15 protein-coding genes are annotated in these 25,373 nt (G+C 50.5%); 8 read left to right on the top strand and 7 right to left on the bottom strand.

The features are described 5' to 3' along the window. Positions 1-29: 29 nt before the first annotated feature. Positions 30-1,058, bottom strand: coding sequence for a DUF1338 domain-containing protein (locus tag AC6I7T_RS20630; RefSeq protein WP_497789458.1), 1,029 nt, complete (start codon positions 1,056-1,058; stop codon positions 30-32). 483 nt (positions 1,059-1,541) lie between these two features. Here AC6I7T_RS20630 and AC6I7T_RS20625 point away from each other — a divergent pair, with 483 nt between their 5' ends. After that, positions 1,542-2,798: an MFS transporter gene (locus tag AC6I7T_RS20625; protein ID WP_497789457.1), complete on the top strand. Its 1,257-nt coding sequence runs from the start codon at positions 1,542-1,544 to the stop codon at positions 2,796-2,798. Between the two features lie 68 nt (positions 2,799-2,866). On the opposite strand, the gene AC6I7T_RS20620 is transcribed toward AC6I7T_RS20625, so the two are convergent. Further along, positions 2,867-3,985 (bottom strand): creatininase family protein, encoded by a 1,119-nt coding sequence (locus AC6I7T_RS20620; protein WP_497789455.1) that lies wholly within the window; start codon positions 3,983-3,985, stop codon positions 2,867-2,869. A gap of 21 nt (positions 3,986-4,006) precedes the next feature. Then, the gene (locus tag AC6I7T_RS20615; RefSeq protein ID WP_497789454.1) at positions 4,007-4,774 is read right to left on the bottom strand and encodes a GntR family transcriptional regulator; all 768 of its coding nucleotides are present in this window, start codon (positions 4,772-4,774) and stop codon (positions 4,007-4,009) included. Between the two features lie 125 nt (positions 4,775-4,899). Between AC6I7T_RS20615 and AC6I7T_RS20610 the strand changes: the two genes are divergently transcribed. The 6 genes from AC6I7T_RS20610 (at position 4,900) to AC6I7T_RS20585 (ending at position 11,172) form a co-directional block, all read left to right on the top strand. Further along, entirely contained in the window at positions 4,900-5,856 is a 957-nt protein-coding gene (locus AC6I7T_RS20610) for a proline racemase family protein (RefSeq protein ID WP_497794634.1), read from the top strand. Then, the gene (locus AC6I7T_RS20605; RefSeq protein ID WP_497789452.1) at positions 5,853-6,980 is read left to right on the top strand and encodes an NAD(P)/FAD-dependent oxidoreductase; all 1,128 of its coding nucleotides are present in this window, start codon (positions 5,853-5,855) and stop codon (positions 6,978-6,980) included. Before AC6I7T_RS20610 ends, AC6I7T_RS20605 begins: the two co-directional genes overlap by 4 nt. Beyond that, positions 6,973-7,218, top strand: a complete 246-nt coding sequence (locus AC6I7T_RS20600; RefSeq protein WP_497789450.1) for a (2Fe-2S)-binding protein — start codon at positions 6,973-6,975, stop codon at positions 7,216-7,218. Before AC6I7T_RS20605 ends, AC6I7T_RS20600 begins: the two co-directional genes overlap by 8 nt. Next, positions 7,215-8,534 (top strand): FAD-dependent oxidoreductase, encoded by a 1,320-nt coding sequence (locus AC6I7T_RS20595; RefSeq protein ID WP_497789449.1) that lies wholly within the window; start codon positions 7,215-7,217, stop codon positions 8,532-8,534. Before AC6I7T_RS20600 ends, AC6I7T_RS20595 begins: the two co-directional genes overlap by 4 nt. After that, positions 8,531-9,448, top strand: a complete 918-nt coding sequence (locus AC6I7T_RS20590) for a dihydrodipicolinate synthase family protein (RefSeq protein WP_497789447.1) — start codon at positions 8,531-8,533, stop codon at positions 9,446-9,448. The genes AC6I7T_RS20595 and AC6I7T_RS20590 overlap by 4 nt, the downstream gene beginning before the upstream one ends. An 89-nt stretch (positions 9,449-9,537) precedes the next feature. Further along, on the top strand, positions 9,538-11,172 hold the full coding sequence (locus tag AC6I7T_RS20585) for an aldehyde dehydrogenase (NADP(+)) (RefSeq protein ID WP_497789445.1): 1,635 nt from the start codon (positions 9,538-9,540) through the stop codon (positions 11,170-11,172). A 70-nt stretch (positions 11,173-11,242) separates the two neighbouring features. Here the strand turns inward: AC6I7T_RS20585 and AC6I7T_RS20580 are convergent, their stop codons facing one another. The 3 genes from AC6I7T_RS20580 to AC6I7T_RS20570 form a co-directional block, all read right to left on the bottom strand. After that, positions 11,243-12,829: an APC family permease gene (locus AC6I7T_RS20580; RefSeq protein WP_497789444.1), complete on the bottom strand. Its 1,587-nt coding sequence runs from the start codon at positions 12,827-12,829 to the stop codon at positions 11,243-11,245. A 284-nt stretch (positions 12,830-13,113) separates the two neighbouring features. After that, positions 13,114-17,016: a TonB-dependent receptor gene (locus AC6I7T_RS20575; RefSeq protein ID WP_497789443.1), complete on the bottom strand. Its 3,903-nt coding sequence runs from the start codon at positions 17,014-17,016 to the stop codon at positions 13,114-13,116. Positions 17,017-17,531: 515 nt separating this feature from the next. Beyond that, positions 17,532-19,097, bottom strand: a complete 1,566-nt coding sequence (locus tag AC6I7T_RS20570; RefSeq protein ID WP_497789442.1) for an alpha-N-arabinofuranosidase — start codon at positions 19,095-19,097, stop codon at positions 17,532-17,534. Positions 19,098-19,292: 195 nt separating this feature from the next. On the opposite strand from AC6I7T_RS20570, the gene AC6I7T_RS20565 reads away from it, so the two are divergent. Then, positions 19,293-21,074: a DUF885 domain-containing protein gene (locus AC6I7T_RS20565; protein WP_497789441.1), complete on the top strand. Its 1,782-nt coding sequence runs from the start codon at positions 19,293-19,295 to the stop codon at positions 21,072-21,074. A gap of 180 nt (positions 21,075-21,254) precedes the next feature. Here the strand turns inward: AC6I7T_RS20565 and AC6I7T_RS20560 are convergent, their stop codons facing one another. Then, positions 21,255-25,154, bottom strand: coding sequence for a TonB-dependent receptor (locus AC6I7T_RS20560; protein ID WP_497789440.1), 3,900 nt, complete (start codon positions 25,152-25,154; stop codon positions 21,255-21,257). Positions 25,155-25,373: the final 219 nt, after the last annotated feature.

Here is a 25,373-nt window from a genome sequence, read left to right as displayed (position 1 = left end):
CCAAATTGATGACTGCACCTTACAAGTCTTTAGGATGCCTTCGCAGTCACCTTGAAGATTGCTTGAGCATTGGAGCTGTCAAAACTGAGATCCAATGATGTTTTCCCATCCTTCGCCGGCAGTGGCGACCGAGTGATGAACTCATAGAACGAACCCGGGACCTCTTTTTCAATCGTGCTGCCATCTTCCGCGCGGAACCGTCGTATGACACGAGCTGCTATATATGCTGTCTGCCGGACCCTGCCGGATTGAGAGGTCTCTACCGTCGCCTTCATCGCCCTGCCAAGATGCTTTTGCTCATCAGACAGCTGATCGACATCGGGAACTCGATCGGTAGCATGATTGAAAGCATTTCCTTCGGTCGAGATCCACGCCATCTCCGGAGATTCCGCAAGCAAAATCTCGTAATCCGCCAGACTTGGTTCGCTATGCTGACGACTGAAACAGCCTACGAGTACCGGAAGCAATACCGCAGCCCTTTCGATGAGCAGGCATCGGGTAACCTCCAACTCCTCCAACATGCTCTTGGCATCCGCATTCAGCGGATCGACAGAGCTCGAGACAACTCGTCGGACAGCAGACTGAAATTGACTGGAAAATCGATCGGGATGTAACTCACTGATAAAGAACTGCGCAATCTCTTCGGGATAATCCATTTGCGCGTAGGACCGGCCAGTCATCTTTAGTTTTTCCAGGGGATAGGTTCCATTGAGGGCATAGCCCAAAGGCCGCAATATCCTGGTAATCGCTTCCTGTCCGACAGGAAGATCCCCCATGCCATCCATGGCTACCGTGCGAACCGCGCCATGATCGTGCATAACCTTTTTACCGTCACGAAGACAATCCAAAACATACTGCTTTGCATCGGGTACACGCTCGACCAAATCCTCAAACAGAAGCATATTCAGGGCTTGGGAGAGCCCGGCTTGAGAGATGTGAGTCCCACTCTCGCGGGTCAGGTCGGGATGAATCGTCAGGACCTGAAAGAGCCGCTGGGTACGTTCAGGACCAATTACCTTTTCCACTGTTTCTTGCAAAACAGCTTCATTTGCTTTCATAATCCGCCTCCGTCTCAGTGCGGTACTGTTACAAGGTGCTCTAGCGTTCGTCAAGTCTGCCAAACGCTAAACGGATTGGGACTGCCGGATTTCACTCGTCAAATCTTCCCCATCGAGAAAACCGGTGCGTTGAGGGTTCCCAACGTCCGAATCAAAAACCGGATTTATTTTCTGCAACTTACAGACCCCGAAACCTTCCACGGAGTTTTCTCCGCGACTTTCGAGGCTGGCGATTCATCTATTCAGACGGCAGCAAGAAATTCGTGCACCGGCCTATCTGGTAGATCGCACGACCGACATAATTTTGGTAGTTTTTGAAGATACGCTTTCCGCCATCCAGAACGTGCGGATTCCCAAAGGAAAGATGATCAATTGTCGGATGAAGCACCCTGCTCAAGACCCCGCCCGATGTACCATCGCCTTTCTTCCTGATCAAGCTTGTCTTCTGGTTCCCGCCAGTCAAGGGAAGGAGTTGTTGCAGTAGTGAACGTACTCTTCCCCTTTCTAAATCGGATCTTTCGGGCCTTTCGGTATCGCGATTTCCGCCTGATGTGGTTTGGAGCCTGTGCCTCCACCATCGGAACCTTTGTGCAACAGTTTGCACAAAGCTGGCTGGTCTACGATCTCACCAAAGATCCTTTTTATCTCGGCCTGGACTTGTTCTTAGGGCAGTTGCCCATCATCCTGTTCACTTTGGTTGGAGGTGTGTTTGCCGACCGGATGGACCGGCGGAAAATGCTTCTGGCTTCGCAGTACATCCAGATGGCTTGCGCCTTTCTGCTGGCGATCCTTTTCTTTACACACAAGGTGGAGATTTGGCATATCCTCACCCTCTCCTTCGTCGTTGGGTGCGGACAGTCTTTTGGCGGACCGGCATATGCCGCATTGCTGCCTACGTTGGTCGATTCCGAGGATCTGGCAAATGCAATCGCGATGAACTCCATCCAGTTCAATCTCGCGAGAATCCTTGGCCCAACCATTGGGGGGCTGGCTTACACGGCATTTGGCGCCACCTGGTGCTTCACACTGAATGGACTTTCGTTCCTCGCGGTGATTACTTCCCTCTTCATGGTCCAGGTGAAATTCATTCCGGCTAAATCGCACGAGCCGATCCTAAGCAGCATGAAGAATGGCATTCGCTTCATCCGAAACCGCGAAGGGATGGTAGCACTCGTCATCCTTGCCTTCTGTACCACCTTGTTCGGCTTCTCACTAAACGGTTTTCTTCCCGTCTTTGTTCAGAACGTCTTCAAAAAGGGGCCAGAAACCTATACGCTTTTGCTCGTTTTTTCCGGTGCGGGCTCTATCTGCGGAGGCCTGATCGTCGCCGCAATGGAGAAGCTGAAACAACAGGGACGTCTGGCACTGCTGATCCTGATTGCCCTGGGAGCCGTCATTGCAACCTTCTCGCTTTCGCACTGGCTTCCACTCTCCTGTCTCCTGCTCTTCGTGGGAGGCGCAGCAGTCATGGCCTCGGCGTCACTCATGCTCTCTCTCGTACAGCTGATCGTCACAGACGAAATGCGCGGACGAGTTATGAGTGTCTACAATCTGGCCTTCCGGGCAGGGATGCCGGTGGGTAGTCTGGCACTCGGGAAGCTGATACCTATCTTCGGGGTGTCCTATACGCTGGCGGGAACAGGAATGATGCTCGTCGCGGTATCACTTTATTTTTTGATGGCTAAGGGCGACTTGAGCACTTTGCCCGCACCGATAGAAAGTCCTGTTCAGATGGACTAAGGCTTTTCTTGGAGGATGGACCGTTTGCCGGTGCTACCATCCTCCAGAGAAGAAGTCGAAATCGCGAATTAATGACTCAGGTCGCCGGTCGCTAACGGATTCTCCGATTCCCTATAGAACTGATCTTGCAGTTCCAACACCTTCTTATCGTCTTTGACTAAGGCAATGTATTTTGCAAGATTAGCGGCATAGGCATTCAAAACAGCCTCTCCAAGCTCTTTGCTGTTGATGCTTCCCTTCCCCGCGTAGTGATTTGGGAATTGGGCATACCACCAGATTGGCGTATACAGCCCCTGCAGGTTCTCCAATCGTTTTTGATCTTCGCCAGATTGAGTTTTAGCCAATTCCGGATGAACGAGTTCGGGGTGATGCACCAGCGTCGTAGAGGTCTCCTCCTCTCCAGCATGACCGTCGAGCGTTGTCTTACGCAGGGCCTTTAGCTTGGCTTCGTCTGCGGAATCGGGACCGGGTTCGATCACGAATACAGCATAGTTATGCTTCTTTTGGAGCTGAGACTGAGCGAAGAACCGTACAAAGTAGTTGTTCCCGCCATGACCATTCACAAGGATGATCTTGCGAATACCATTTCGGCCCAACTCATCGCAGGTCTCTTGCAATAGTTTCCAGATAAGTTCAGGACTGTACGCAATCGTCCCCGGCTGATGTTTCGCCTCGAAAATCTGGCCAAAGTAATAAGGAGGAAACACTATTGCGTATTCCTTCGTAACGGCACGCAAAGATACTTCACGAACATCGAACAGATCGACTGCCAGCGGAAGATGGGGGCCGTGCTTCTCCAGGATTCCCATCGGAATAATGGCAACCGCATTGGAGGCCTCCAATGCGGTTGGAAACTGAATAGCAGAGAGCTCCTCGTATTTTGTGGGCAGCTTTGCCTGAGTGGAGGCTGTTTGTGCCCATACTGGAGTGAAGAGAAACAACATCGCCATCGTGGCGACACAAGCCAAAGTTTTGCTTTGCTTCATGAACGTCTCCCATTCCGCAGGAATAATAAACGTCACCATGATAGTGCCATTTATCTGCAACGGCTCCGGATTCGCACGACTTTCGCCGGATCGATCCAATTCCATGGCCGGGAATGGTGCTTGAAGGAAGACCGCAGCGGCCCACAAAAACGCAAAAAGATCCGCATGGTCGATGCGGATCTTTTTGCATTGTAGATTCAATCTGATGCTTGGCAGAGCAGCTTACCAGCTGCCACGCTCACCGAAAACCTCTATTACTTTGGCTAGGCGGATCGCGCCATTTTCCCAATTTGCACGTAAACCGTTTTCCACCTTCTCGGCATCCCCACTAATAATGCCCTTGATGATGACCTCGTGTTCGGAAACTGAGAGGTGGAGATCATTGATGATCGAACTTGCATAAAGACGCCAGTAGCGCTCCGCCTGCGGTTCTATGGCCTTATGGATAGCCATCAAACGCGCTCCGGCTCCGGATTCCACGATTGTCCGATGAAAGTCCCGATCCAGATCGAAGATGTCTCCAGCCTGAGCTGGACGATTTTGAACGATATTATTCAACTGCTGATTGAGCTGCTTCAGTTTTGCCGCCATTGTATTGCGCTCTGCCTTGGGAAGCATCGCGGTCCGGCGTCCGGCAAGCCCTTCTACAATTCCGATAATCGAATACAGCTCAGATGCATCTTCCTTAGTTAAGGGAGCAACAACCATTCGTGACTTGCTCACGCTGGTATGCTCGATCACGTAGCCTTCGCGTTGCAGCCAGTGAATGGCGCCACGCACCGGGGTACGACTCATGCCAAGATGCTTGGCTAAATCGCCTTCAACAATCCAGGTACCAGGAGAGAGCTTTCCATGAACAATCAGTTCGCGGATTTCCTTAAAAGCAGTCCGAAGGCTCGCTCCATGCTCTACCCGCGATTTTTTTGAACGCCGCTTTGTTCCATCCGAAACACCGATCATGCCGCCACCATGACAGAGATTATCAAACAAGAATGCACGTTTTTCCCCTTAATTTCAAAGAGATTCAGCTACCGGGGGAAAAAGCTGGCCCAGTCCGGACCATGTGCTGATAGTATACGAGTCATCGATGTATTCAAAGTTGTCTACATTTTGTGATGCATCAAATAAATACAACCCGCAGGGTTCAAGCAATAGACTCCCATACCGCCGGAGAACCAACACGTCTGATCATCGACGGAGGCCCCGATCTGGGAAATGGACCGCTTTCCGAGCGGCTTCACATCTTACAAAAGAAGTACGACAACTTCCGCAGCGCTGTAGTCAACGAACCTCGCGGTTCGGATGTTTTGGTGGGAGCTCTTCTTTGTCCGCCAACAGATCCCTCTTGCGCCGCTGGAATCATCTTCTTTAATAACGTTGGTTATCTTGGCATGTGCGGTCACGGCACGATGGGGGTTGTTGTCACCCTGGCGCACATGGGGAAGATAGGCCCGGGCAGACACAAGATAGAGACTCCCGTCGGTATCGTCCACGCCACTCTTACCTCCGGTGGAGAGGTAACCGTCGATAACGTTCCTAGCTATCTTGCGGAATCCGATGTTACGGTCGACGTGCCCTCCTACGGTAAAGTTAAGGGAAACATTGCATGGGGCGGGAATTGGTTCTTCATGGTCGAAGACCACGAATTCGATATCTCGCTGCATAACGTCGATACCTTGACCGAATTTACCTGGTCTATCCGCCGCAGCCTCGATGAAAGAAAGATCACCGGACGCAACGGTAGCATCATCGACCACGTAGAACTCTTTGCCCCCTCACCGGCAGAGGGCATTCACAGTAAAAATTTCGTTCTCTGTCCGGGCAAGGCCTACGACCGCTCTCCCTGCGGAACAGGAACCAGTGCCAAGCTTGCCTGTCTGTATGCAGAAAAGAAGCTTGCTCCGGGAGAGATTTGGCACCAGGAAGGTATCCTGGGCACAGTTTTCCACGGAAGCTTTCAGGTAGAAAACGGACATATCCTACCCAGCATCACCGGTTCCGCTTACGTCACTGCGGAATGCACGTTGCTACTCGATCCCAAAGATCCTTTCTGCATGGGTATTCCGCGATGACGACGACTTACGATGCCGTTGTCCTTGGAGCAGGCATCGTAGGGTCCGCCTGTGCACTTGCTTGCGCGCGCGAAGGGATGAAGGTACTCGTTGTCGAGCGCGACGTAATCGGCAGCGGAGCTACTGCTGCTGGAATGGGGCATGTAGTTGTAATGGACGACTCGCCCGCACAACTTGCCCTCACACAATACTCTCAGTCTCTCTGGAATACGCTGGCGCCATATCTTCCCAAGAGCGTCGAATTCGAAAATCGAGGGACACTCTGGGTCGCAGCTGATGAGGAAGAGATGCAGGAGGTTTTCAGAAAATGCGGAGTTTATCTGGAAGCAGGTATCTCCACCAATGTCCTGAATCCGTCAGCACTGGCAACGACCGAACCGAATCTGCGCAAGCCCTTGGCTGGAGGGCTTCTTGTACCCTCCGATGGAGTAATCTACCCACCGAGCGCGGCCTACTTCTTCTTGAAAGAAGCAGAGAAGCTGGGAACAGTTGTCCAGATCGGCAGTACAGTCGTCAAAGCCGGAGATAGAATCACACAGCTCGAAAGTGGTGAGACCATTCGCTCCCCCCGCATCATCAACGCCACGGGAGCGGACTCGCCGTGTATCACAAAGGGGCTCCCGGTAAAGAAGCGGAAGGGACATCTGGTTATCACCGATCGCTACCCGGGCTTCGTTCACCATCAGCTCGTCGAGCTCGGATACCTGAAAAGCGCTCACTCCGTTGCATCGGATTCAGTTGCCTTCAATGTTCAGCCCCGCAGTACAGGACAGCTCTTAATTGGTTCTTCCCGTCAGTACGGAGCGGAAGACAATGGAGTCGATCACAAAATTCTGACGGCGATGCTCAAGAGGACGATGGAATATCTTCCTTCGGCGGGAAAGCTATCTTCCATTCGAGTTTGGACAGGTTTCAGGGCAGCAACACCGGATAAGCTACCCCTGATAGGGCCGCATCCTGAAGATGAAAGCCTTTTCCTGGCTACAGGCCATGAAGGATTGGGCATAACTACTTCTCTGGCAACGGCACAGTTACTTACAGACTATCTCGTAGGCCGTCAATCAAAGATTCCCATTGAACCTTATCTCCCGAAACGTTTCTCCAGGGAGGAAATTCATGCCTGAGATGGTTCAGTTGACGATTAATGGCAAGTTAGTCCAGGTTCAGAAAGGTAGTTCAGTAGCCGCTGCACTTATCTTTGCCGAAGCTCCTGCCCGCACCTCGACCACTCAGCAGGCAGCACGCTCTCCTCTTTGTGGAATGGGCATCTGTTTTGAATGCAGAACCATCATCGACGGAGAGCCGCACCAACGCAGCTGCCAAATTCTGTGTAAAGACGGAATGGATGTGCGGACACAATGATGGATATCTTCGACATCCTCGTCGTCGGCGCAGGACCGGCAGGCTTAGCAGCAGCCGTGGCCGCTGCGTCGTCAGGGAAACGTGTTGCCCTGATCGATGAAAATTTCCACGCAGGAGGGCAGATATGGCATAGCCGGACTGATTCCGGCAATGCAGAAGGCTCACTCCATCCCTCTACACAAAAGTATCTGCAGCAGGTCCGAGATTATGCAGTTACGCACATACAGGGATATCGAGTTTTCGCTCAGCCTATGCCCAATGTTCTTCGTGCGGAGGGATATCGGCAAACTCTCGACATTACTTATGACAGGCTGATCCTTGCCACCGGAGCTCGCGAACGCTTTCTTCCTTTTCCCGGATGGACCTTACCGAATGTCATGGGCGTTGGAGGCCTGCAGAATCTGGTTAAGTCCGGTCTTCCACTAGAAGACAAACAAGTCGTAATTGCAGGCAGCGGACCCTTGCTACTTGCTGTTGCTGCCTATGCGAAACAACATGGAGCCAAAGTTGTCGGCATCTTTGAACAAGCCTCGATGCCGCAATTAGCGAAGTTCGCGGTTTCCATCCTGGCTCACTCCGCAAAAGTTCTCCAGGCAGCCAAATACCGGATGGAAACTCTCGGAGTACCCTATCACTCCGGATGCTGGCCGGTTGAAGCCTTTGGCCGGGAACGAGTGGAATTTGTTCGCCTGACTAACGGGAACAAACGTTGGCAGATCCCTTGCGACTATCTGGCGTGCGCCTTCAACTTCGTGCCTAATCATGAGCTGGCATCGATGCTTGGCTGCAAAATCGAATCCCGTATGGAAGGCAATCAAGTCTGGGTCGATGAATGGCAGCAAACATCTGTTCCGAATATTTATTGCGCCGGAGAACCAACAGGCATCGGAGGATTGGAGCTCTCTCTCATCGAGGGAGAAATAGCAGGATTTGCCGCAGCGGAAAAGCCGTTTCATGCGAAGCGTCTTTTTGCACATCGCGACAAGATGAGGCTCTTTGCTCTTCGGTTACAGCAGAGCTTTCGCCTACGGCCAGAGCTGAAGAATCTGGTCAGGAACGATACGATCTTCTGCCGCTGTGAAGATGTTCCCTTTGGCGCAGTAAAAGAACATTCTTCATGGCGCTCAGCAAAACTCCACACCCGTTGCGGCATGGGTCCGTGCCAAGGACGCATTTGTGGAGCTGCCGCAGAACATCTTCTCGAGTGGAAGAATTTTCCCATTCGCCCCCCGGTCTTTCCCGTCCGACTTTCTAGTCTGGCTGATACTCCATCTCACACCGAAGCCGATGCTTCGCAACCCCAGGAGGCACGATGAATTGGTATGGCGTAATGCCCGCAATGACAACAAGTTTCGATGACAAAATGCAGATCGATCATGCTTTCATGGCAAAGCATGCAGCATGGATGATAGATGCCGGTTGTACAGGAATCATCTCCCTGGGATCTCTGGGAGAAGCCGCGACTCTGCAATTTGAAGAGAAGAAATCCATTTTGAAGAACATGGTGAACGCTCTCAAAGGACGGGCTCCAGTCGTAGCAGCCATCTCATCGTTGTCCACTGAGGAATCGGTTGCACTGGCCCGCGCAGCAGAAGAAATTGGCTGCTCCGGGCTGATGGTTCTTCCTCCCTACGTGTACCTTGGCGATTGGCGGGAAACTAAAGCTCATGTGGGCGCAATCTTCAACGCCACGAAGCTCCCGTGCATGCTATACAACAACCCCGTCGCTTATGGGACAGATTTCAAACCAGCGCAGATCCAGGAATTGGCCACGGAGTATGACAACCTCCGAGCCGTGAAGGAGTCGAGCACTGATGTTCGTCGCATAACTGCTATCCGTGCACTCGTTGGAGACCGGCTTCATATCTGTGTCGGTGTCGATGACTCAATCGTCGAAGGGATTGCGGCAGGAGCAACCGGATGGGTCGCAGGCTTGGTTAATGCCTTTCCACATGAATCGGTTGCGCTCTTTCGCTATGCGATCGAACAACAAACCGCACAAGCTTTCGATCTATACCGCTGGTTTTTGCCTTTACTTCGCATGGATACCGTTCCCAAGTTTGTTCAGTTGATTAAGCAAGTGCAGCAGGAAATAGGAATGGGTAGCGCCAGAGTCCGCGCACCCAGACTCGAATTGGTTGGTGCGGAACTGGAAGAAGTTAAGGGGCAAGTTCAGCTGGCTCTCAAAAATCGTCCTGCCGTTACGGAACTCGCGGGTTCCAGGAGCTAGTTTTCAAGTATTCATGCAAAAATCCCAGGCCTTGTCTGTGAGCGAGCATAAAGTTACCCTAGGCTCCAGATAAGGCCATAACCTTGTGCATGCAGATCGAGCCTAAAACCTACGGAGAAGAAGAAGTGACTCTGACCGGACAATCGTTTCTGGGAGCAGACCGTGGAACACGCCACGGTCAAACTTTTGCTGCGTTTAACCCGGCCACAGGTGAAACGCTCCAACCTGCTTATTACTCAGCAGGAAAAGATGAAGTCGAACAGGCGGTATCTTTGAGTACCGCAGCATTTCCTGTTTATAGCAAGATCTCCGGACGACAAAGGGCTGCCTTTTTGCGGAAGATTGCAGATGGCTTCGATTCTGCCGTCGATCAATTGATTGCGCGCGCCAATCAGGAAACGGCCTTACCCCACCCTAGACTGAAAGGGGAAGTCGCTCGAACAAGCAATCAGCTTCGTCTCTTTGCCGATCTCATCGAAGAGGGCTCCTGGGTGAATGCCAGGATTGACCGGGCGAATCCCGATCGGGCACCCCTCCCTAAGCCGGATCTTCGATCCATGCTTCGTCCCATAGGTCCTGTAGTTGTTTTTGGGGCCAGCAACTTTCCGCTCGCCTTTTCAGTAGCAGGAGGAGATACAGCCTCGGCGTTGGCAGCAGGAAATCCCGTCATCGTAAAGGCCCATCCCGCTCATCCTGGAACCAGCGAATTGGCGGGAGAAATCATCTGCCAAAGTGTGGCTGCCTGTGGACTTCCGGCCGGCGTCTTCTCTTTACTCTTCGACTCCGGAATCGAAGTCGGTACGCAATTGGTGCAGCATCCCAAAGTCAAAGCCGTGGCCTTTACCGGATCGCTTGCCGGTGGGCGCGCTCTGATGGATTTGGCAGCAGCACGTCCAGAGCCGATCCCATGCTTCACCGAAATGAGCAGTACAAATCCACTCTTCATTCTTCCCGAAGCATTAAAAACTCGCGGTTCAGAAATCGCCGCAGGACTTCATGGTTCCTTCACCTTAGGGGCTGGACAATTTTGTACCAAGCCTGGATTAGTTTTCTTGCAACGAACAGAACCGGCCGATCCATTTCTCAAACAGCTTCGTGAACTAACGGAACAATCCACACCACCGACGATGCTCACGCCCGGAATTGCTTCCCACTATCGGAAGCTTCTGGAAGCACGAGAACAAGACCAGATCACGATTACAAGTTCAACCAAACAAGAAGCATTCTGTACAATTCCAGTTACTCTTCTGGAAGCAGACATTCAGCTGCTCAACGACCAGCCAGAATACAGCGACGAGGTCTTTGGGCCCACAACGCTGGTGTTACGCTACGACCAGAAAGCAGAGACTCTCAAAGCAGCAGAAGACCTTCGTGGACATCTGACAGCGACACTTTTCGGAACAGAGAAAGACTTTCTCGAATTCGCAGATTTGATCTCAATTCTCGAACGAAAAGTAGGACGCCTGATCTTCAATCAATATCCAACCGGAGTAGAGGTCTGCCATGCCATGGTGCATGGAGGCCCTTATCCTGCAACTTCCGATAGCCGATCTACTTCAGTGGGAACACAAGCTATCTTTCGTTTCGCTCGCCCTGTCTGTTACCAAAACTTTCTGCAAGAGCTTTTGCCTGAAGAACTAAAGGATGAAAATCCAATCGCAATCCTTCGCATGGTCGATGGAACATACACCAGAGAACCAGTTGCTACTCTCGCAGAGAAGTAGCGTCCTTGGGCTTCATCATCAGTCTCATACTAAAGACAGATGAAGCCCAGAAACCTAAGCTTGTACAAAATTATCCCGCAGCAGAAACATCTTCGTCGAGTTCGTTCACAACAGGAAATGCATCGATCACAGATCCGGAGCTCAAAGGAGAACTGTCCACTTCCTGTCTCTTGGCCCTATTCCGTTTCTTGAGAAGAATGTAAATAGGAATCCCTATGGCCACAATGCCTAAGCCAGGCCAAGTGGTTCCAGGACTATAGCGGAAAAGTACTACCAGGATAATGCTTGCTCCCACGATATAAAGTAACGGAGTAAAGGGATATCCCCATACTCGATAGGGCCTCGCTGCAAACGGACGCGTCTTGCGTAGACGAATCAGCCCAACCATCGTCAAGATATAGAACAAGAGAGCTGCAGAGATAACGTAATCCAAAAGATCGCTATAGAGATTTCCATATTGATGCGTCACAGGATTATAGGTACGAGGGAGAACAAGTAAAGAGGCCCAAAGACCTTGCAACAGAAGCCCCATGCCAGGCACCCGTGCACGATTCAGCTGTTTTGCAGCTGAGAAGAATAGTCCATCCTTGGCAATAGCGAAGCATGCTCTTGCACCAGCCAACGTCAGAGCATTCACGGTTCCAAAGGTAGAAACCATAATCGCGGCAGCAAGAAGAGAAGCACCGAATCCTGGAAAGATCTTCTCTAACATTGCCGCTGCGATTCGATCGCTGGGGGTGTTCTGCATGACGCTGAGAGGAAGTGTGACAAGATATGCTGTGTTGCAGAGCAGATAAAGCACAACCACCATACTGGTTCCCAGGAACAGGGCTACAGGCAGATTCTTCTTTGGATGCTTCACTTCTGCAGCAACAAAGGTAATGTCATGCCAGGAGTCGGCAGCAAAGAGCGAACCGGTTTGCGAAAGACAGATCGCCACAAACAGTCCAAAAGATGTTGCCGCGGTTAAGCCATCCGAGAGAATCGATACACCTTGTGCCGATAAAGGATGAGAAAAATTCGATCGAATCGCTTCGCTATTTGCCCCCAGGATAAATCCCAGAAGAATGACTCCGCCCAACGCTCCAAGCTTTGCGGCAGTAAAAAGGTTCTGTACAACTTTGCCTAGACGTACTCCCAGGCTATTCACACCCGCCAAACACAGGATGATTCCGATAGCCAATAGCTGAGAGGTAGAAAGGGAAACAGCATAATGCGAAGAGAGGTGAAGAGGTGCAATCAGATAACGATCTTCCGCAATTGCAGGTAGAAGAACTCCTGTATAGCGTGCAAAAGCGATTGCAACAGCGGCAATAGTCCCCGTTTGTATAACCGTCCACAATGTCCAGCCATACAAAAAACCGAGTAAGGGAGAGAAGGCCTCTCGCAAGTAGATATACATGCCACCCGCATGAGGCATCATTGCAGCTAATTCTCCGTAGGAGAGTGCGCCGACTACAGTAAGGATTCCGGTAATACCCCAGGCAGCAAGCAGCCAGCCCGCACTGCCAATCTCGCGGGACATAGAACCGGAAACGATGAAGATGCCCGATCCAACCATGATGCCGACCACGATCATGACCGAATCGAACAGACCTAGTTCACGGGTAAAACCATCCCGTGACTCCTCCTCTGGCGGGGTAAGTCCAGTGTGCATAGGTTGTACGTAGCCTTGGGAATTGATTTACAGTCGTTTTCGAACTACGTGGTCCTGCTGCTGCAAATTGTCTGAATACTTTATCTTTACCGGTGATCCTGACTCGATCTACCTTGGAGCCGAACGGCTCGGATGCCCCTTGAGTTTAAAGCATTTCTACCGCCGAATACAGCACGTTCTTCCTAGCCGCTGTTTTATAGACCACAAAAGCTCCAGGGGACCTGCCGCCTGGCAGGTCCCCTGGAGCGATGTTCGTCAACTTCCTCCGATTTGGGAGAAGTCTTCTAGAAGGATAGGTTGGCGCGCAGTTCAACCCAGCGAGGATTATTGGTTACATAACCCGTCGCAAAGCTGGATGACTGCACACTGGTGGTATATACATTGTCGCCGCCACCGAAAGAACCGGGGACGCTTCCAAAGACTGGATGGTTCCACACGTTCAGGAACTCACCCTGGATTTTGAAGTTTATCTTTTCACGAATGGGGAATGCCTTTGACACAGAAACGTCGTGATAAAAGGCATGCGGACCGTAGAGATAAACGTTGTCTCCAATCGTTCCCGGTGTGGTGTTCGCGCTGATATAGGAACTATTCGCACCACCACCGGTTTTGTTTTGCAGATACTTCGAATCAATTAACGTTGCGTAAGAAGTTCCCTGTACACGGTGTACCCCGACAGCACTTTGCAACTGCTTACGGGTTACACCATTCAGCCTGACTCCGCCATCGGCATAGTCGTTATAGGTATAGTTTCCACCGGTAATCTGCTGTGCGGCACCAGATTGGAAGGTGAGAAGCGAACCTACCGTCCAGTTACCAAGCACGCGATTGTACCAATGATTGGAACCGAGAAATGCCTTTCCAGGTCCAACCGGTAGATCGTATGTACCACTGATATGCAGGACGTGGCGAATATCAAAAGGAGTAGGACCATATCCCCTACGCATATTGCGCAAGGTATAAATACTGTCTCCCCCTGCTGTCCAATTACGAGTCGATCCTAAGCCCAGAGTTTTACCGAAAGTATAGTTAGCATCGAAAGACAGACCTCTCCACATTTGCTGGCGATAATCGACCTGTAACGCATGGTAAGAGGAATACCCCTTGGAAACCATCAAGCTGGTACTCGTCCCAGCAGCATACGGATTAGCCTGGAAGAAATTCGTAGGATATCCGGCGCCTCCGCCACTATATCCAGCATTAGTCGCACATGGAGTGAAATTCGAACCAACTAGGTTACAGAAGTAGGTGGTCGCTCCGCCCACACCGCTCAAGGTATTAGCAAACGTACCAACTTGTCCGGTCTGCAAATAGTTAACGAAGTCAGTATTTGTGTAGTCAGTGGAGCCTGCAAACGCGGCGTTGATGATTGGCAGCGCAGATTGCCCTGCCAAGCCATTATTTGCAAAGCTGCAAGGTGCAGATCCTTCTTGACCACAATCAGGATGGGCAGCCATATATGCCTTGAGGTTCGCCTGTGCCTTCTTAAATTCCTCCAAGAATCCATTTTCGAATACGTTAACTTCATTGGGATTGATAGCAATCCACTGACGAAGTGTACGATTTCCGTTATAGCGGACTTCAAGAGCACCATGCCCAAACTGCCGTTCGATTCCCAAGTTCCAGCTCTCGGTGTAAGGCTGTTTGATGTGCTGGTCGATACCTGAAACTGCAATGGAATTAATGAAGGTAAAGTCTGCAAGCGGCTCCGACTTCAAATACGAAGAAGGCGACAAACCATATGCAGGCATAGTATTACCGAGCGATAAAGATCCAGGAGTGAAGGTACCGCTCTCCCCTGTGGTATTGGCATTTAAATAGAACTTCTGGTAGAAAAATGCACCATACGATGAGGCGTTATCCCAAATATACTGCTGGGGAACTGTAAACCTGCGCAGGTTAAACCCGGCACGTACCACCGTCTCGCCATCTCCTACGATTCTGCCGAACAATCCAGTCTTTCCTTTTGGATTCCAAGCAAGACCAACGGCAGGCTGAGGAGAAACATTCCACGGATCGTAGCTGTGCGGACGAGCATCTACCGTTGGGTTGCTTACGCCCTTGAAAGAACCAGGATTGAATAGATTGTCCACCCCCGAAGGACCATAGATCGACTCCTTCGCAGTAGAGTGGTATGCACCAGTCAAATCATAGTTGTCGCCGGTGAAATCCCAACGCAAACCATAGTTAAAAGTGAAGCTGGGAGATACACGCCAAGAGTCCTGGAAAAACAGACCCCATGCGGTCTGACGCTCATCGAGGTTATAGGCGCTGATGGTTCCTGGCGAAGAATAACTATTCGTTGCTTGGTTATAGGTGTTCGATCCGCTAACGGAGGAAAGCCGCCCTGTAAGGATGGCGTAAAGCTGTTGAGCCTCGCTCCGTTTTGTACTGCTTGCATTTGGCAGAGTTGCCGGAGAAAACGCGTTGATTGCCGGATCGCCAGTAGCCAATCCCAAAGAATATTTCGGAAAACCTTGAGGATCGTTCCAATAGTGGTCCTGCTCCCGATACCAGGAGAAACCCATCTTGAATGAATGGGCACCCTTTTGCCAGCTTAAGGTATCCGAGGCATTAAGAACGGGATAGAAGTTCGATGTCGGCATTGTATAAACCTGGCCAGACATAGAGCCATTGAACCCATAGTTATCCATCCCCCAATATACAGTCGGGTTCGAGGCGTAAAGAGGTTTCGCGTCTTTTGCGTTCTGGGTAGAGTTATAGAGATAACCAACCTTGAACTGATTGATCATCATTGGGGTTACATCCCAATCCACACCATAGCTCGCGGTATAGCTACGCATGTGATAAGAGCCACCCTGGCCTGAAAAACCCGCCCCAGGAAACGTCGGTGCATACGAGTTATCAGTGGTGCGATTTGTAACATTCCAGGCCAGATTCATACGAACCCGGGAGGAGAGATTGTAGTCCAGACGCATGGTTGGGTAGTAGTAGGTGTCGGGACTATGAGTTGTCCAGTTTAGCTCATTAACATTGGGATCGGTTGTGGACAGTGTCGTACCCGATGAAAGAGATGAATTAATGGCTGAGAGTTCGCTGGCAATTTTGGAGTTAACGGTGGTAGGCAATGACGTGCCATTTGCAGTGTTGTACGACTGCGCCAATGACAGCAGGTTTACGGTATGAGTAGTTTTGTCCGTCTCGGTATTTCCGACATAGGTAAAACTTCCTGACTGTACTGCAGAGGTCAGATAGTTGTTCTTGGTGTCCTTCTGTTGAGGGATGCGGCGCGAAGAGAGCCCACCGAAGAAGAACAGTTTGTCCCGAAGAATAGGTCCACCTACACTACCGCCAAAGTCCGTGAAAATCACCTTGGTACGACGCTGCTTGTTCACATTGTGAGCATAAGTATTAGCCCACAATCCTGAATTTCGCGAATCAACATAGATACGACCGTGATATTCATTCGTACCTGCCCGCGTAACGAAGTTGACTTGCATTGTCGCTTGACCAAAGCCTTGGTCAAGATCGAGTTGATCTGTGACAACCGACATCTCCGCAATATTCTCAACGCGAGGGGAAGCGGAGGGATTGACATTGCCGTTATACTTCCCGCGGGAAGCACCACCAACGGCACCATCAACACTACTGCTTTGATTGCTGAAGGGCTGGCCATTCCAAACCCCGTAGCCAGTTCCGTTGGAACCAGTCACATTGCCGGTATAGCCCGGTGTCAACCTGGCCAAAGCGGTTAAATCACGGCCAAGCATGGGAAGGTCCTCGATCCATTTGAGATCGATAACGCTGCCAATTGAAGTAGTACTAACGTCCAACAAGGGCGTCATACTCGCGCTTACCGTTACCGTATCGGATGCTTTGCCAACTTGTAGGGTAACTGCGACATCCGTTGTTTGTGCCGAATGCACAAGAATACTTTCCAATACCGTGTTCGCATAACCAGCCTTGGTTACCGTCAAGCGATAGGTACCGATATTCACATTGACAAAGGTATAGCCGGCCTTCTCCTGGGTCTTCGCAGTGCGAACAGCATTTGTGGAAGGATCTACGAGTTCCAAATGAGCTTGTGGGATTAAACCACCAGTTGCGTCCGTAACCGTGACAGCAACCGCTCCCTGCGACCCACTCTGCGCCCGCGCTTCTCCACAAAACAATCCCAGCAGAAGAAATGCCGAGAATGTGCACAATATTGTATTTATTTTTAGCATCAACAATTCTTCCCTTCCTTATTCATTCCCCTGCACACCCGCAGTACTACCAGTTCTTGCAGTTTCCGGATCCTGCCGCCCTAGACTGCCTTTGGCGTCTTTCTTGACCTGGCATTCGTAAGGATTGCCAGGTTGTATTCGTGAGAAAACATCTTCTCGAATCCGTAATGGCATAAAATTATGTATTCATTGTTGTATATTTGCAACCTGAAAATAATGAACAACTTGAACCTTGGTATTTTCCTACCTAAAGCGTTTTATTTTGTTGAGAAATCCTTTTCTTAAAGTTGGAAATTTGCTCCCTTCCAGGAAATTCGATTCCCTTAAATACAGCTAAGCCCTTTGCCATGCATAGCTTGGGCGAAGTGGCACTTTCTCAACTTCTGCGTTTTCGACCTTTGAAAGAAAGATCAAGAAAAGTAATGACGGAAAACGGATGTCTGCGAGGCCATTCCGTCGAAGAAGGGCCCCTGCTCCCCGGATACTTTGGAGACAAGACTAGAGCCTGACAGGCTCTACGCAGTTTTCACGTTTATGGTTACAACCGAAAATGGCGGAAGGTCGAGCTTGATTCTCGCATTCTCTACCCGCACAGGATGCGCCTTGGGAATGACCCGATCCGGCATATCGAAACTGTTATAAGCGTTAATGTCGCTATCATGCAGAATCATTGCGGTTGCCTGTCGAGGAACTGCATCATGCAGCTCGCAATCGATGTGCAATTCAGCCTCGCGGGAGGGATTAACCAAACTGATTCGAACAGAATGCTCATCCTTATCCTTCGAAGCCGAAGCTGACACACCTAAAGCAGAGGTGTCTTCTGTTTCCACACGCACGGCCGTCTTTGCACGATGATCTTTAAAAAGGGCAAATGCATGATACGTAGTCGTACGAACCGACTGTTTCCCGTCCGGGCCATCGGTCACCAACAACGATTGCAGAACATTCATCACCTGGGCGATATTACACATGTACAGCTTGTCTGCCTGACGATTAAAGAGATTCAATCCTAATCCGGCGGCAACGCCACTACGCATCGTGCTCTGTTGCCAAAGTTTCCCTCTGCGCTTCTCATCCTCTTCCGGGATCGTGTCCCAGACTCCCCACTCATCGAGAATGAGAGCTACTTTATCTCCGTGATGATAGCCATTGAGCACGTCGCGTTGATGGACAATAGCTTCTTCGACCTTTTTGAAAATCGCAAGCTGCTCATCACTGTGAGTCCCATCGAATTTAGTAGCAACCTGGCTACCACCTGAGTAGTAGTGCATACTCAGTCCATCGGGAAGTCCGCCTTGTAGCGTGTCCAGGAGACCGCGCGTCCAGCGAACATCGTCTCCGGAAGGGCCGCTGGCAATAAGAAATGGCTCTGTACCAAAATCTTTCAAATAGACAGCGAATTGACGATAGAGATCCCCATAGCGCTCCGGACGCATGTTTCCACCGCATCCCCAGCTCTCATTACCAACACCCCAGTACTTCACACGGAAAGGTTCCTTTGATCCGTTTGCCGCGCGAAGATCCGACAAGGTACTTCCGGCAGGGTAATTACAGTACTCCATCCAATCCCGCAGTTCGTTCGGTGTGCCACTACCCACATTTCCGGCGAGATACGGCTCGGCCCCAATCATGCGGCACAGTTCGATAAATTCATGAGTCCCGAAACTGTTGTCTTCCAGGTATCCGCCCCAGTGGATATTCACTCGTTTGGAACGCTGCTTTACCGGTCCAATGCCTTCGCGCCAGTGATAGTCATCGGCAAAGCATCCACCAGGCCAACGTAGAACCGGAACCCCCAATTCACGCAGATATTGCACCGCATCTTTTCGAAAACCATTGATGTTGGGAATAGAAGAATCCTTGCCAACCCAGATCCCACCATAAACGCAGGAACCCAGATGTTCGGCAAATTGGCCGTGCAGTTCCGGACGAATGGTTCCAATTTCCACATCAGTGCGCACCAAAATATGCTGCGTTTTACCGGGTGAGGTAGCAGCAGTAAGCCAACGGGGAGCCCCCATTGCTAAAGAAGCCGCCGCAGAGGCAGCGAAAAAATCACGACGGGAGATCCGCTTGCTCATCTTGTTTCCTTGCCATCGAGGGACTTTGTAGTTTGCAGTATGTATACATCAAATTTGCATTTTTTGTATACAAATTACGACAGCTTGCGTCATTCTCTGCGACTACACTGATAGGGTGTACTACCCCAATTAGGGCATTCTCAGTCTAGCGACAACTCAGTCGCAAATGCCGCTTCACTGTCCAGGAGGACCTTCATGCAGCGAGTAGTCGCTGTTCTTGCAGCAGCCTTGATTTTTGGCACTTCGTGTCCCACGTCTCTGTCGCAATCCCTAGAATCCCGTCGCACTGAGCTCAAGAAAGCGCTGGCAGCAGAATGGGAATATCAGCTCGAAACAAATCCGGAGTTTGCCACCTATGTTGGGGACAAGCGCTTTAACAATCGGCTCAGCGATTATTCGGCCGCAGCACATCTTCAAGCACTAGACCATGCCAAGCAAACGCTTCAAAAGTTCAAGACCATAGACACATCAGGCTTTCCAGAGGAAGAGAAGTTAAATCTGGAATTGATGCTGCAAGGTCTGCAGAGCAGCATTGACGCTGCCGCACTGAAGGGATGGGAGATGCCCGTAGATCAGATGAACGGTGTTCATCTCGATCTGGCAGCAATGCCTTCGCAAATGCCCTTTGAAAATCTTCGCGACTACGAAAACTATATTGCACGGTTGCACCAAATCCCTCGAGTTATACAGCAGACAACAGTTAACATGCGCCTCGGATTAGCGGACCATCTGATGCCGCCGAAATATCTTCTAGAGAAAGTCGTCGCGCAAACCGATGGTCTCGCGCATCAAGCTCCGGAACAGAGCCCCTTCTTTCAGCCATGCCAACAATTCCCGGACAGTATTGCGCAGAAGGACCGGCAGCGACTCACTCAGGAGATTCGCAAAGCAATCGAAACAGAAGTTCTGCCCGCATATACAGGCTTCGCGGATTTTGTTCGCAAGGACTATGCCCCAAAAGGGAGAACTGAATATGGAGTCTGGTCATTACCCGATGGAGAAGCACGCTACCGTCTAGCAGCCCGGCTAATGACGACCACAAACTTCTCTCCGGAAGAGATTCACCAAATGGGGCTGAAGCAAGTTCAGCAAATCGATGAGCAGATGCTGGCTCTTGCGAAGCAACAAGGATTTTCCGATCTGGAAACCTTTAACGAGCATATCCGCAAGGATCCTAGATTTCGTGGAACATCGGGCAAGCAGATCTTCGATCTCTATCAGCACTACACCGACCAGATGTATGCCAAACTACCTCAGCTCTTTGGACATCTCCCGAAAAACAAACTGGAGGTTGTTCCCATGGAAGCTTACCGTGCTCCTGCCGCTGTGCCAGCCGACTATTCTCCTGGTGCTGCGAATGGCTCTCGCCCCGGACGCATCAATGTCAATGAATATGCACCCGAAAGCAGATTGTTATTAAACGTCGAAGCTATCGCCTACCACGAAGGAATTCCCGGCCATCATCTGCAGTTCTCGATAGCACAGGAATTGCCGGATCTCCCGCCCTTCCGTAGATTCGGAGACTATAACGCCTACAGCGAAGGATGGGCATTTTACGCTGAACGTCTGGGAAAGGAAGTAGGCTTCTACCAGGATCCTTACAGCGAATATGGAAGACTCGAAAATGAGATGTGGCGCTCCGTTCGCCTGGTGGTAGATACGGGAGTCCACTATAAGCACTGGACTCGGCAGCAGATGGTTGATTTCTTCCGTGCCCACACAGCGATGGACGATCCGAATATCCAGTCTGAGGTTGACCGCTATATCGCTTGGCCAGGACAAGCTTTGGCCTACAAGCTTGGGCAGATGAAAATTCTCGAGATGCGCGAGCGTGCCAAGACAGAATTAGGAGACAAGTTCGACATCAAGAACTTCCATGATGCTGCTCTTGCAGAAGGCCCTCTGCCACTGGATGTATTTGAAAAGCACATGGTCCATTGGATCGAAACGCAGAAGAAGCTTGCCACAAATCGCTGACCGTCAATTGCTAAAAACATCCAAACCGTGCAGAAGATTTCACTCTTCTGCACGGTTTTCTTTTTCAGAGCGGAATCAGGGTAGATGTATCCGCAAGCCACAGAGGACTGCGCAGCTTTTCCGTCAAGAAAAGCTGCACTTATCCCTTGCTCGATCGAACACAGTAACCCTGATTCCGCTCTAGAACTCGATATTGGCTCGAAGCTCGATGACGCGCGGTCTATTCGAGACAGAACCAATTCCGAAATTGCTGGACTGTACCGAGTTCTGGAAAGTTTGGTCTACATTTCCAAACGAATATGGAGTACTGCCGAAGACCGGATGATTCCAGATATTGAGGAACTCTCCTTGGAAGCGGAACCTCAGATCTTCTCGGATGGGAAAGGCCTTCGATAACGAGACATCATGGTAAAAGGCATGAGGTCCATAGAGATATAGCACATCTCCAATCGTCCCAGCCGTGGTATTAGGGTTGATGTAGGTACTATTCGCCCCATTTCCGGTAGAACTGGCTAGATACTTAGGATCAATTAAAGCCGCGTATGTTTGACCGGGAATGCGATGAACGCCTACAGACTGTTGCAATTGCTTACGGGTAACACCTGTAAGAACAATGCCTCCATCCGCATAATCGTTATAGGTTTTGTTCCCTCCGGTGATCTGTTCCGGGGCTCCGGATTGAAACGTCAGGATGGAACCAATTGTCCAATCTCCGAGGATGCGGCTGGCCAAACCTCCGCTACTCAGGAACGTCTTGTTGCGCCCAATAGGGAGATCGTATGTTCCGGTAATGTGCAGAACTTGCCGAATATCGTAGGGGGTTGGACCGTACCCACGATGAAGATTACGTAAGGTCATCAGATTATCGGCGCACCCCGTCCAGCAACGGGTCGATGAAAGACCGAGAGTTTTGCCGAAAGTATAATTCCCGTCGAGTTGCAGCCCCTTCCAGGACTGCTGCCGGAGATCGATCTGCAGAGCATGGTAGTTGGAATAACCTGCCGCAGTTACATATCCTGTGCTGGAAGGAGAACTGCTGGTTCCCGAAGCATAAGGATTCGCTTGGAAGAAGTTGATTGGATAACCAGCCCCTCCACCCGTATAACCGGCATTGTTTACGCAGGGAACAAAAGACGCTCCGACTAGATTACAGAAATAGACTGCAGCCCCACCCACCCCGGTAAGTACATTCGCCATAGCACCTGCTTGGCCAGTCTGAACGTAATTCAGATAGGAACTATTCCCATAATCCTGCAGCCCTATGCCGGTACCGCCGGAACTTTCGCCGGCAAATGCTGCGTCGAAGATAGGAAGCTTTTTCTGACCTGCCAGCCCGTTATAAGCGAACGACTCTATACCTGCAGCATGATTGGCCGCGTAGTTGGCTTGAGCATTTTGAAACTCGGATAGAAATCCGTTCTCAAAGATATTTACTTCGTTGGGATTGATCGTTAGCCATTGATGCAGGGAACGATTACCACTATACCGAATCTCAAGAACCCGGCTGCCGAATTGGCGCTGAATGCCGAAGTTCCAGCTCTCGTTGTAGGGCTGTTTAATATGCGGATCAATGCCGTTGATCCCAACAGAATTCAAGAACGTGAAATCAGATTCCGGCGAAGTAGCCTGATAGCTTGTTGGCGAATATCCATATGCGGGCAGACTGTTACCGAGAGAAAGAGAGCCTGGAGAGAATGTTCCTGAGGTTCCAGTAGTATTCGCATTTAAATAAAAGCCTTGATAGAAAAATGCACCGTAATCGGAAGCTCCATTCCAGAAATACTGCTGAGGCATGGTATACCGGCGAAGGCTAAATCCAGCTCTTATTACGGTCTTCTCATCGCCGAGCAGTTTACCTAAAAGCCCATCATGTTTCTGTGGATTCCAGGCCAACCCAATAGCTGGTTGCGGCGAAACATTCCAGGGATCGTACACATGAGAGCGGGAAGTGATGACAGGATTCTGATCGCCTAACAGGCTCCCCGGCTTGAAGAGATTCCCAACTCCCGAGGGACCGTAGATCCCGGAAGGAAGTGCGGAGTGGTAGGCCTTGGTCAGATCGTGATCGTCTCCCGTGAAGTCCCAACGCAAGCCGTAGTTAATCGTCAGTGTGGGCTTGACTTTCCAGGAGTCCTGGATAAATAAGCCCCATGCGGCTTGCAACTCATTCAGATTGTATGCACCAATCTGATGTTGATAACCTCCTGACGACGAAGAATAGGGATAGCTGCCCGATACGCTCTGAATACGTCCCGCCAGAATGGCATAGATCTGCTGAGCCTCCGACAACTTGGTACTGCTCGCATTTGGCAAACTACCCGAGGTTCCATTCGAAAAAGCATTCAATGCCGGATCGCCTGAAGCAAGACCTAGATAATAGTTGGGAAAACCTGCCGGTGGATTCCAATAGTGATCTTGCTCGCGATACCAGGAGAATCCAAACTTGATCGAGTGTGTTCCCTTTTGCCAGCTGAATGAATCGGAGGCGTTGAAAACCGGGTAGTAATTGGATACAGGGAGAGGATATTGCTGCCCCGACATGGTGTAGGAGTTATAACCGAGAAAAGACTCCATGTTCCAATCCACCATGGGATTACTCGCATAGAGAGGCTTTACTCCGTTTGAATATTGATTGGAGCTGTAGAGAAATCCCGCCTTGAATTGATTGATCAAAACTGGAGAGATCTGCCAATCAAGACCATAAGAAGCGGTGTATCTGCGTGTCTTGTATCCAGAGACCTGATCACTAAACTCTGCCCCAGGAAAGTTTGCAGGATACGCCCCATCCTGCGTCTCCTGCGTCATATTCCAAGCCAGACTCATACGCAACTTCTGCGAAAGGGTGTAGTCAAGCCTCACGGTCGGATAGTAATAAATCAGCGGCGCAGAAGAATTCCAGGTCAATCTGTTGATGTTCGGGTCGGATGTTGCCGCCGTAGATCCGGAAGCTAGTGATTTATTGATTGAAGCAAGGCTCTTGGAAATCGATGCATTCAAGGTTCCCGGTAAACTTGCGTTGTAACTCGTGGCCAAGCTAAACAGGTTCTTGGTGTAGATCTTGTTATCTGTTCCCTGGTAGGTGAAATTCCCAGCTTGAGCAGATGCTGGAAGATATAGATTTGTAGCCTGAATCGTCTGGGGTACACGCCGGGTTGAAAAACCGCCAAAGAAAAATAACTTGTCATGCAGAATCGGACCGCCAAGCGTTGCTCCAAAGTCGTTATAAATCAGCTTGGCCTTCCGCTGGTTGACGGCATTGTTGTACCAGGTATTTGCATTGAGACCTGAGTTGCGAAAATCGGCATAGAGGCGTCCGTGGAACTTGTTCGTACCTCGACGAGTCACAAAATTGAGCTGCATCGTTGATTGACCGAAGCCCTGATCGAGATCCAGTTGATCTGTCTGTACACTCATCTCTTCGATGTTTTCAATTCGAGGTGTTGCCGCAGGGGTTACATTGCCCTCATACTTGCCACGCGAGGCACTGCCAACCACGCCGTCGATATTGCTCCCCTGATTGCTAAAGGGTTGTCCGTTCCACACCCCATGCCCTTCGGTCACGTCCCCCGTATAACCTGGAGTCATTTTGGCCAAAGCCGTCAGGTTACGATCCTGCATGGGGAGGTCCTCAATCTGCTTCAGATCGACCACAGTTCCAATCGCGTTAGAACTGGATTCCAGCAGTGGCGTCGCAGTTGCATCGACCTTTACTGTCTCGTTGGTCTGTCCAACCTTCAAAGTTACAGTTGCTTCGGTGACCTGCGAAGCATGAACAATGATCGTGTCGAGAACAGTAGTGGAATACCCAGCCTTGGATGCGGTAAGACGATAGGTTCCAATCGACAGGTTCACAAAGGTATAGGTTCCCTGTTCTTTTGTTGTGGCAATTCGCTTATCATTCGTAGCCTGATCCACCAGTTCCAGCGAAGTTCGTGGCACCACGCCGCCACTCGTATCCACCACGGAGACAACGACACTTCCCTGCGAACCGCTTTGTGCATATGTAGATGAATCAGCCCAGCTGAGCAAACAGCCAAGAATGGCTGCGGCTCTCATCAACTGCTTGAATTGACGGCACATAGACCTCTCCAAATTGCTTAATTTGCTTACGAACAGAACTAGTAGAGCTGGGGCCTGTTTCCCTGACCACGGATTCGGGAACCAAGTAAGCCAAAGGAAAGGCGGTCTCAGCGGATAAAGGGCTGCCCAATCTGGCTTACGGCAAAATTCCCTGGAAATGGACTCCAGGGTGAATCAGATTATGTATTCTTGATTGTATTTTTTACAAGCTATAAATTT

It is taken from the genome of Humiphilus diazotrophicus, assembly GCF_059726315.1.
Note: the sequence above shows the minus strand (reverse complement) of the source record. Positions and strands in the feature narration are given on the sequence as shown.

Bases quoted from the DNA above. Each gene is read 5' to 3' on its own strand.
- AC6I7T_RS20630 (WP_497789458.1), bottom strand. From the start codon at position 1,058: ATGAAAGCAAATGAAGCTGTTTTGCAAGAAACAGTGGAAAAGGTAATT.
- AC6I7T_RS20610 (WP_497794634.1), top strand. From the start codon at position 4,900: ATGCATCAAATAAATACAACCCGCAGGGTTCAAGCAATAGACTCCCAT.
- AC6I7T_RS20605 (WP_497789452.1), top strand. From the start codon at position 5,853: ATGACGACGACTTACGATGCCGTTGTCCTTGGAGCAGGCATCGTAGGG.
- AC6I7T_RS20600 (WP_497789450.1), top strand. From the start codon at position 6,973: ATGCCTGAGATGGTTCAGTTGACGATTAATGGCAAGTTAGTCCAGGTT.
- AC6I7T_RS20595 (WP_497789449.1), top strand. From the start codon at position 7,215: ATGATGGATATCTTCGACATCCTCGTCGTCGGCGCAGGACCGGCAGGC.
- AC6I7T_RS20590 (WP_497789447.1), top strand. From the start codon at position 8,531: ATGAATTGGTATGGCGTAATGCCCGCAATGACAACAAGTTTCGATGAC.
- AC6I7T_RS20585 (WP_497789445.1), top strand. From the start codon at position 9,538: ATGCAGATCGAGCCTAAAACCTACGGAGAAGAAGAAGTGACTCTGACC.
- AC6I7T_RS20580 (WP_497789444.1), bottom strand. From the start codon at position 12,829: ATGCACACTGGACTTACCCCGCCAGAGGAGGAGTCACGGGATGGTTTT.
- AC6I7T_RS20575 (WP_497789443.1), bottom strand. From the start codon at position 17,016: ATGCTAAAAATAAATACAATATTGTGCACATTCTCGGCATTTCTTCTG.
- AC6I7T_RS20570 (WP_497789442.1), bottom strand. From the start codon at position 19,097: ATGAGCAAGCGGATCTCCCGTCGTGATTTTTTCGCTGCCTCTGCGGCG.
- AC6I7T_RS20565 (WP_497789441.1), top strand. From the start codon at position 19,293: ATGCAGCGAGTAGTCGCTGTTCTTGCAGCAGCCTTGATTTTTGGCACT.
- AC6I7T_RS20560 (WP_497789440.1), bottom strand. From the start codon at position 25,154: ATGTGCCGTCAATTCAAGCAGTTGATGAGAGCCGCAGCCATTCTTGGC.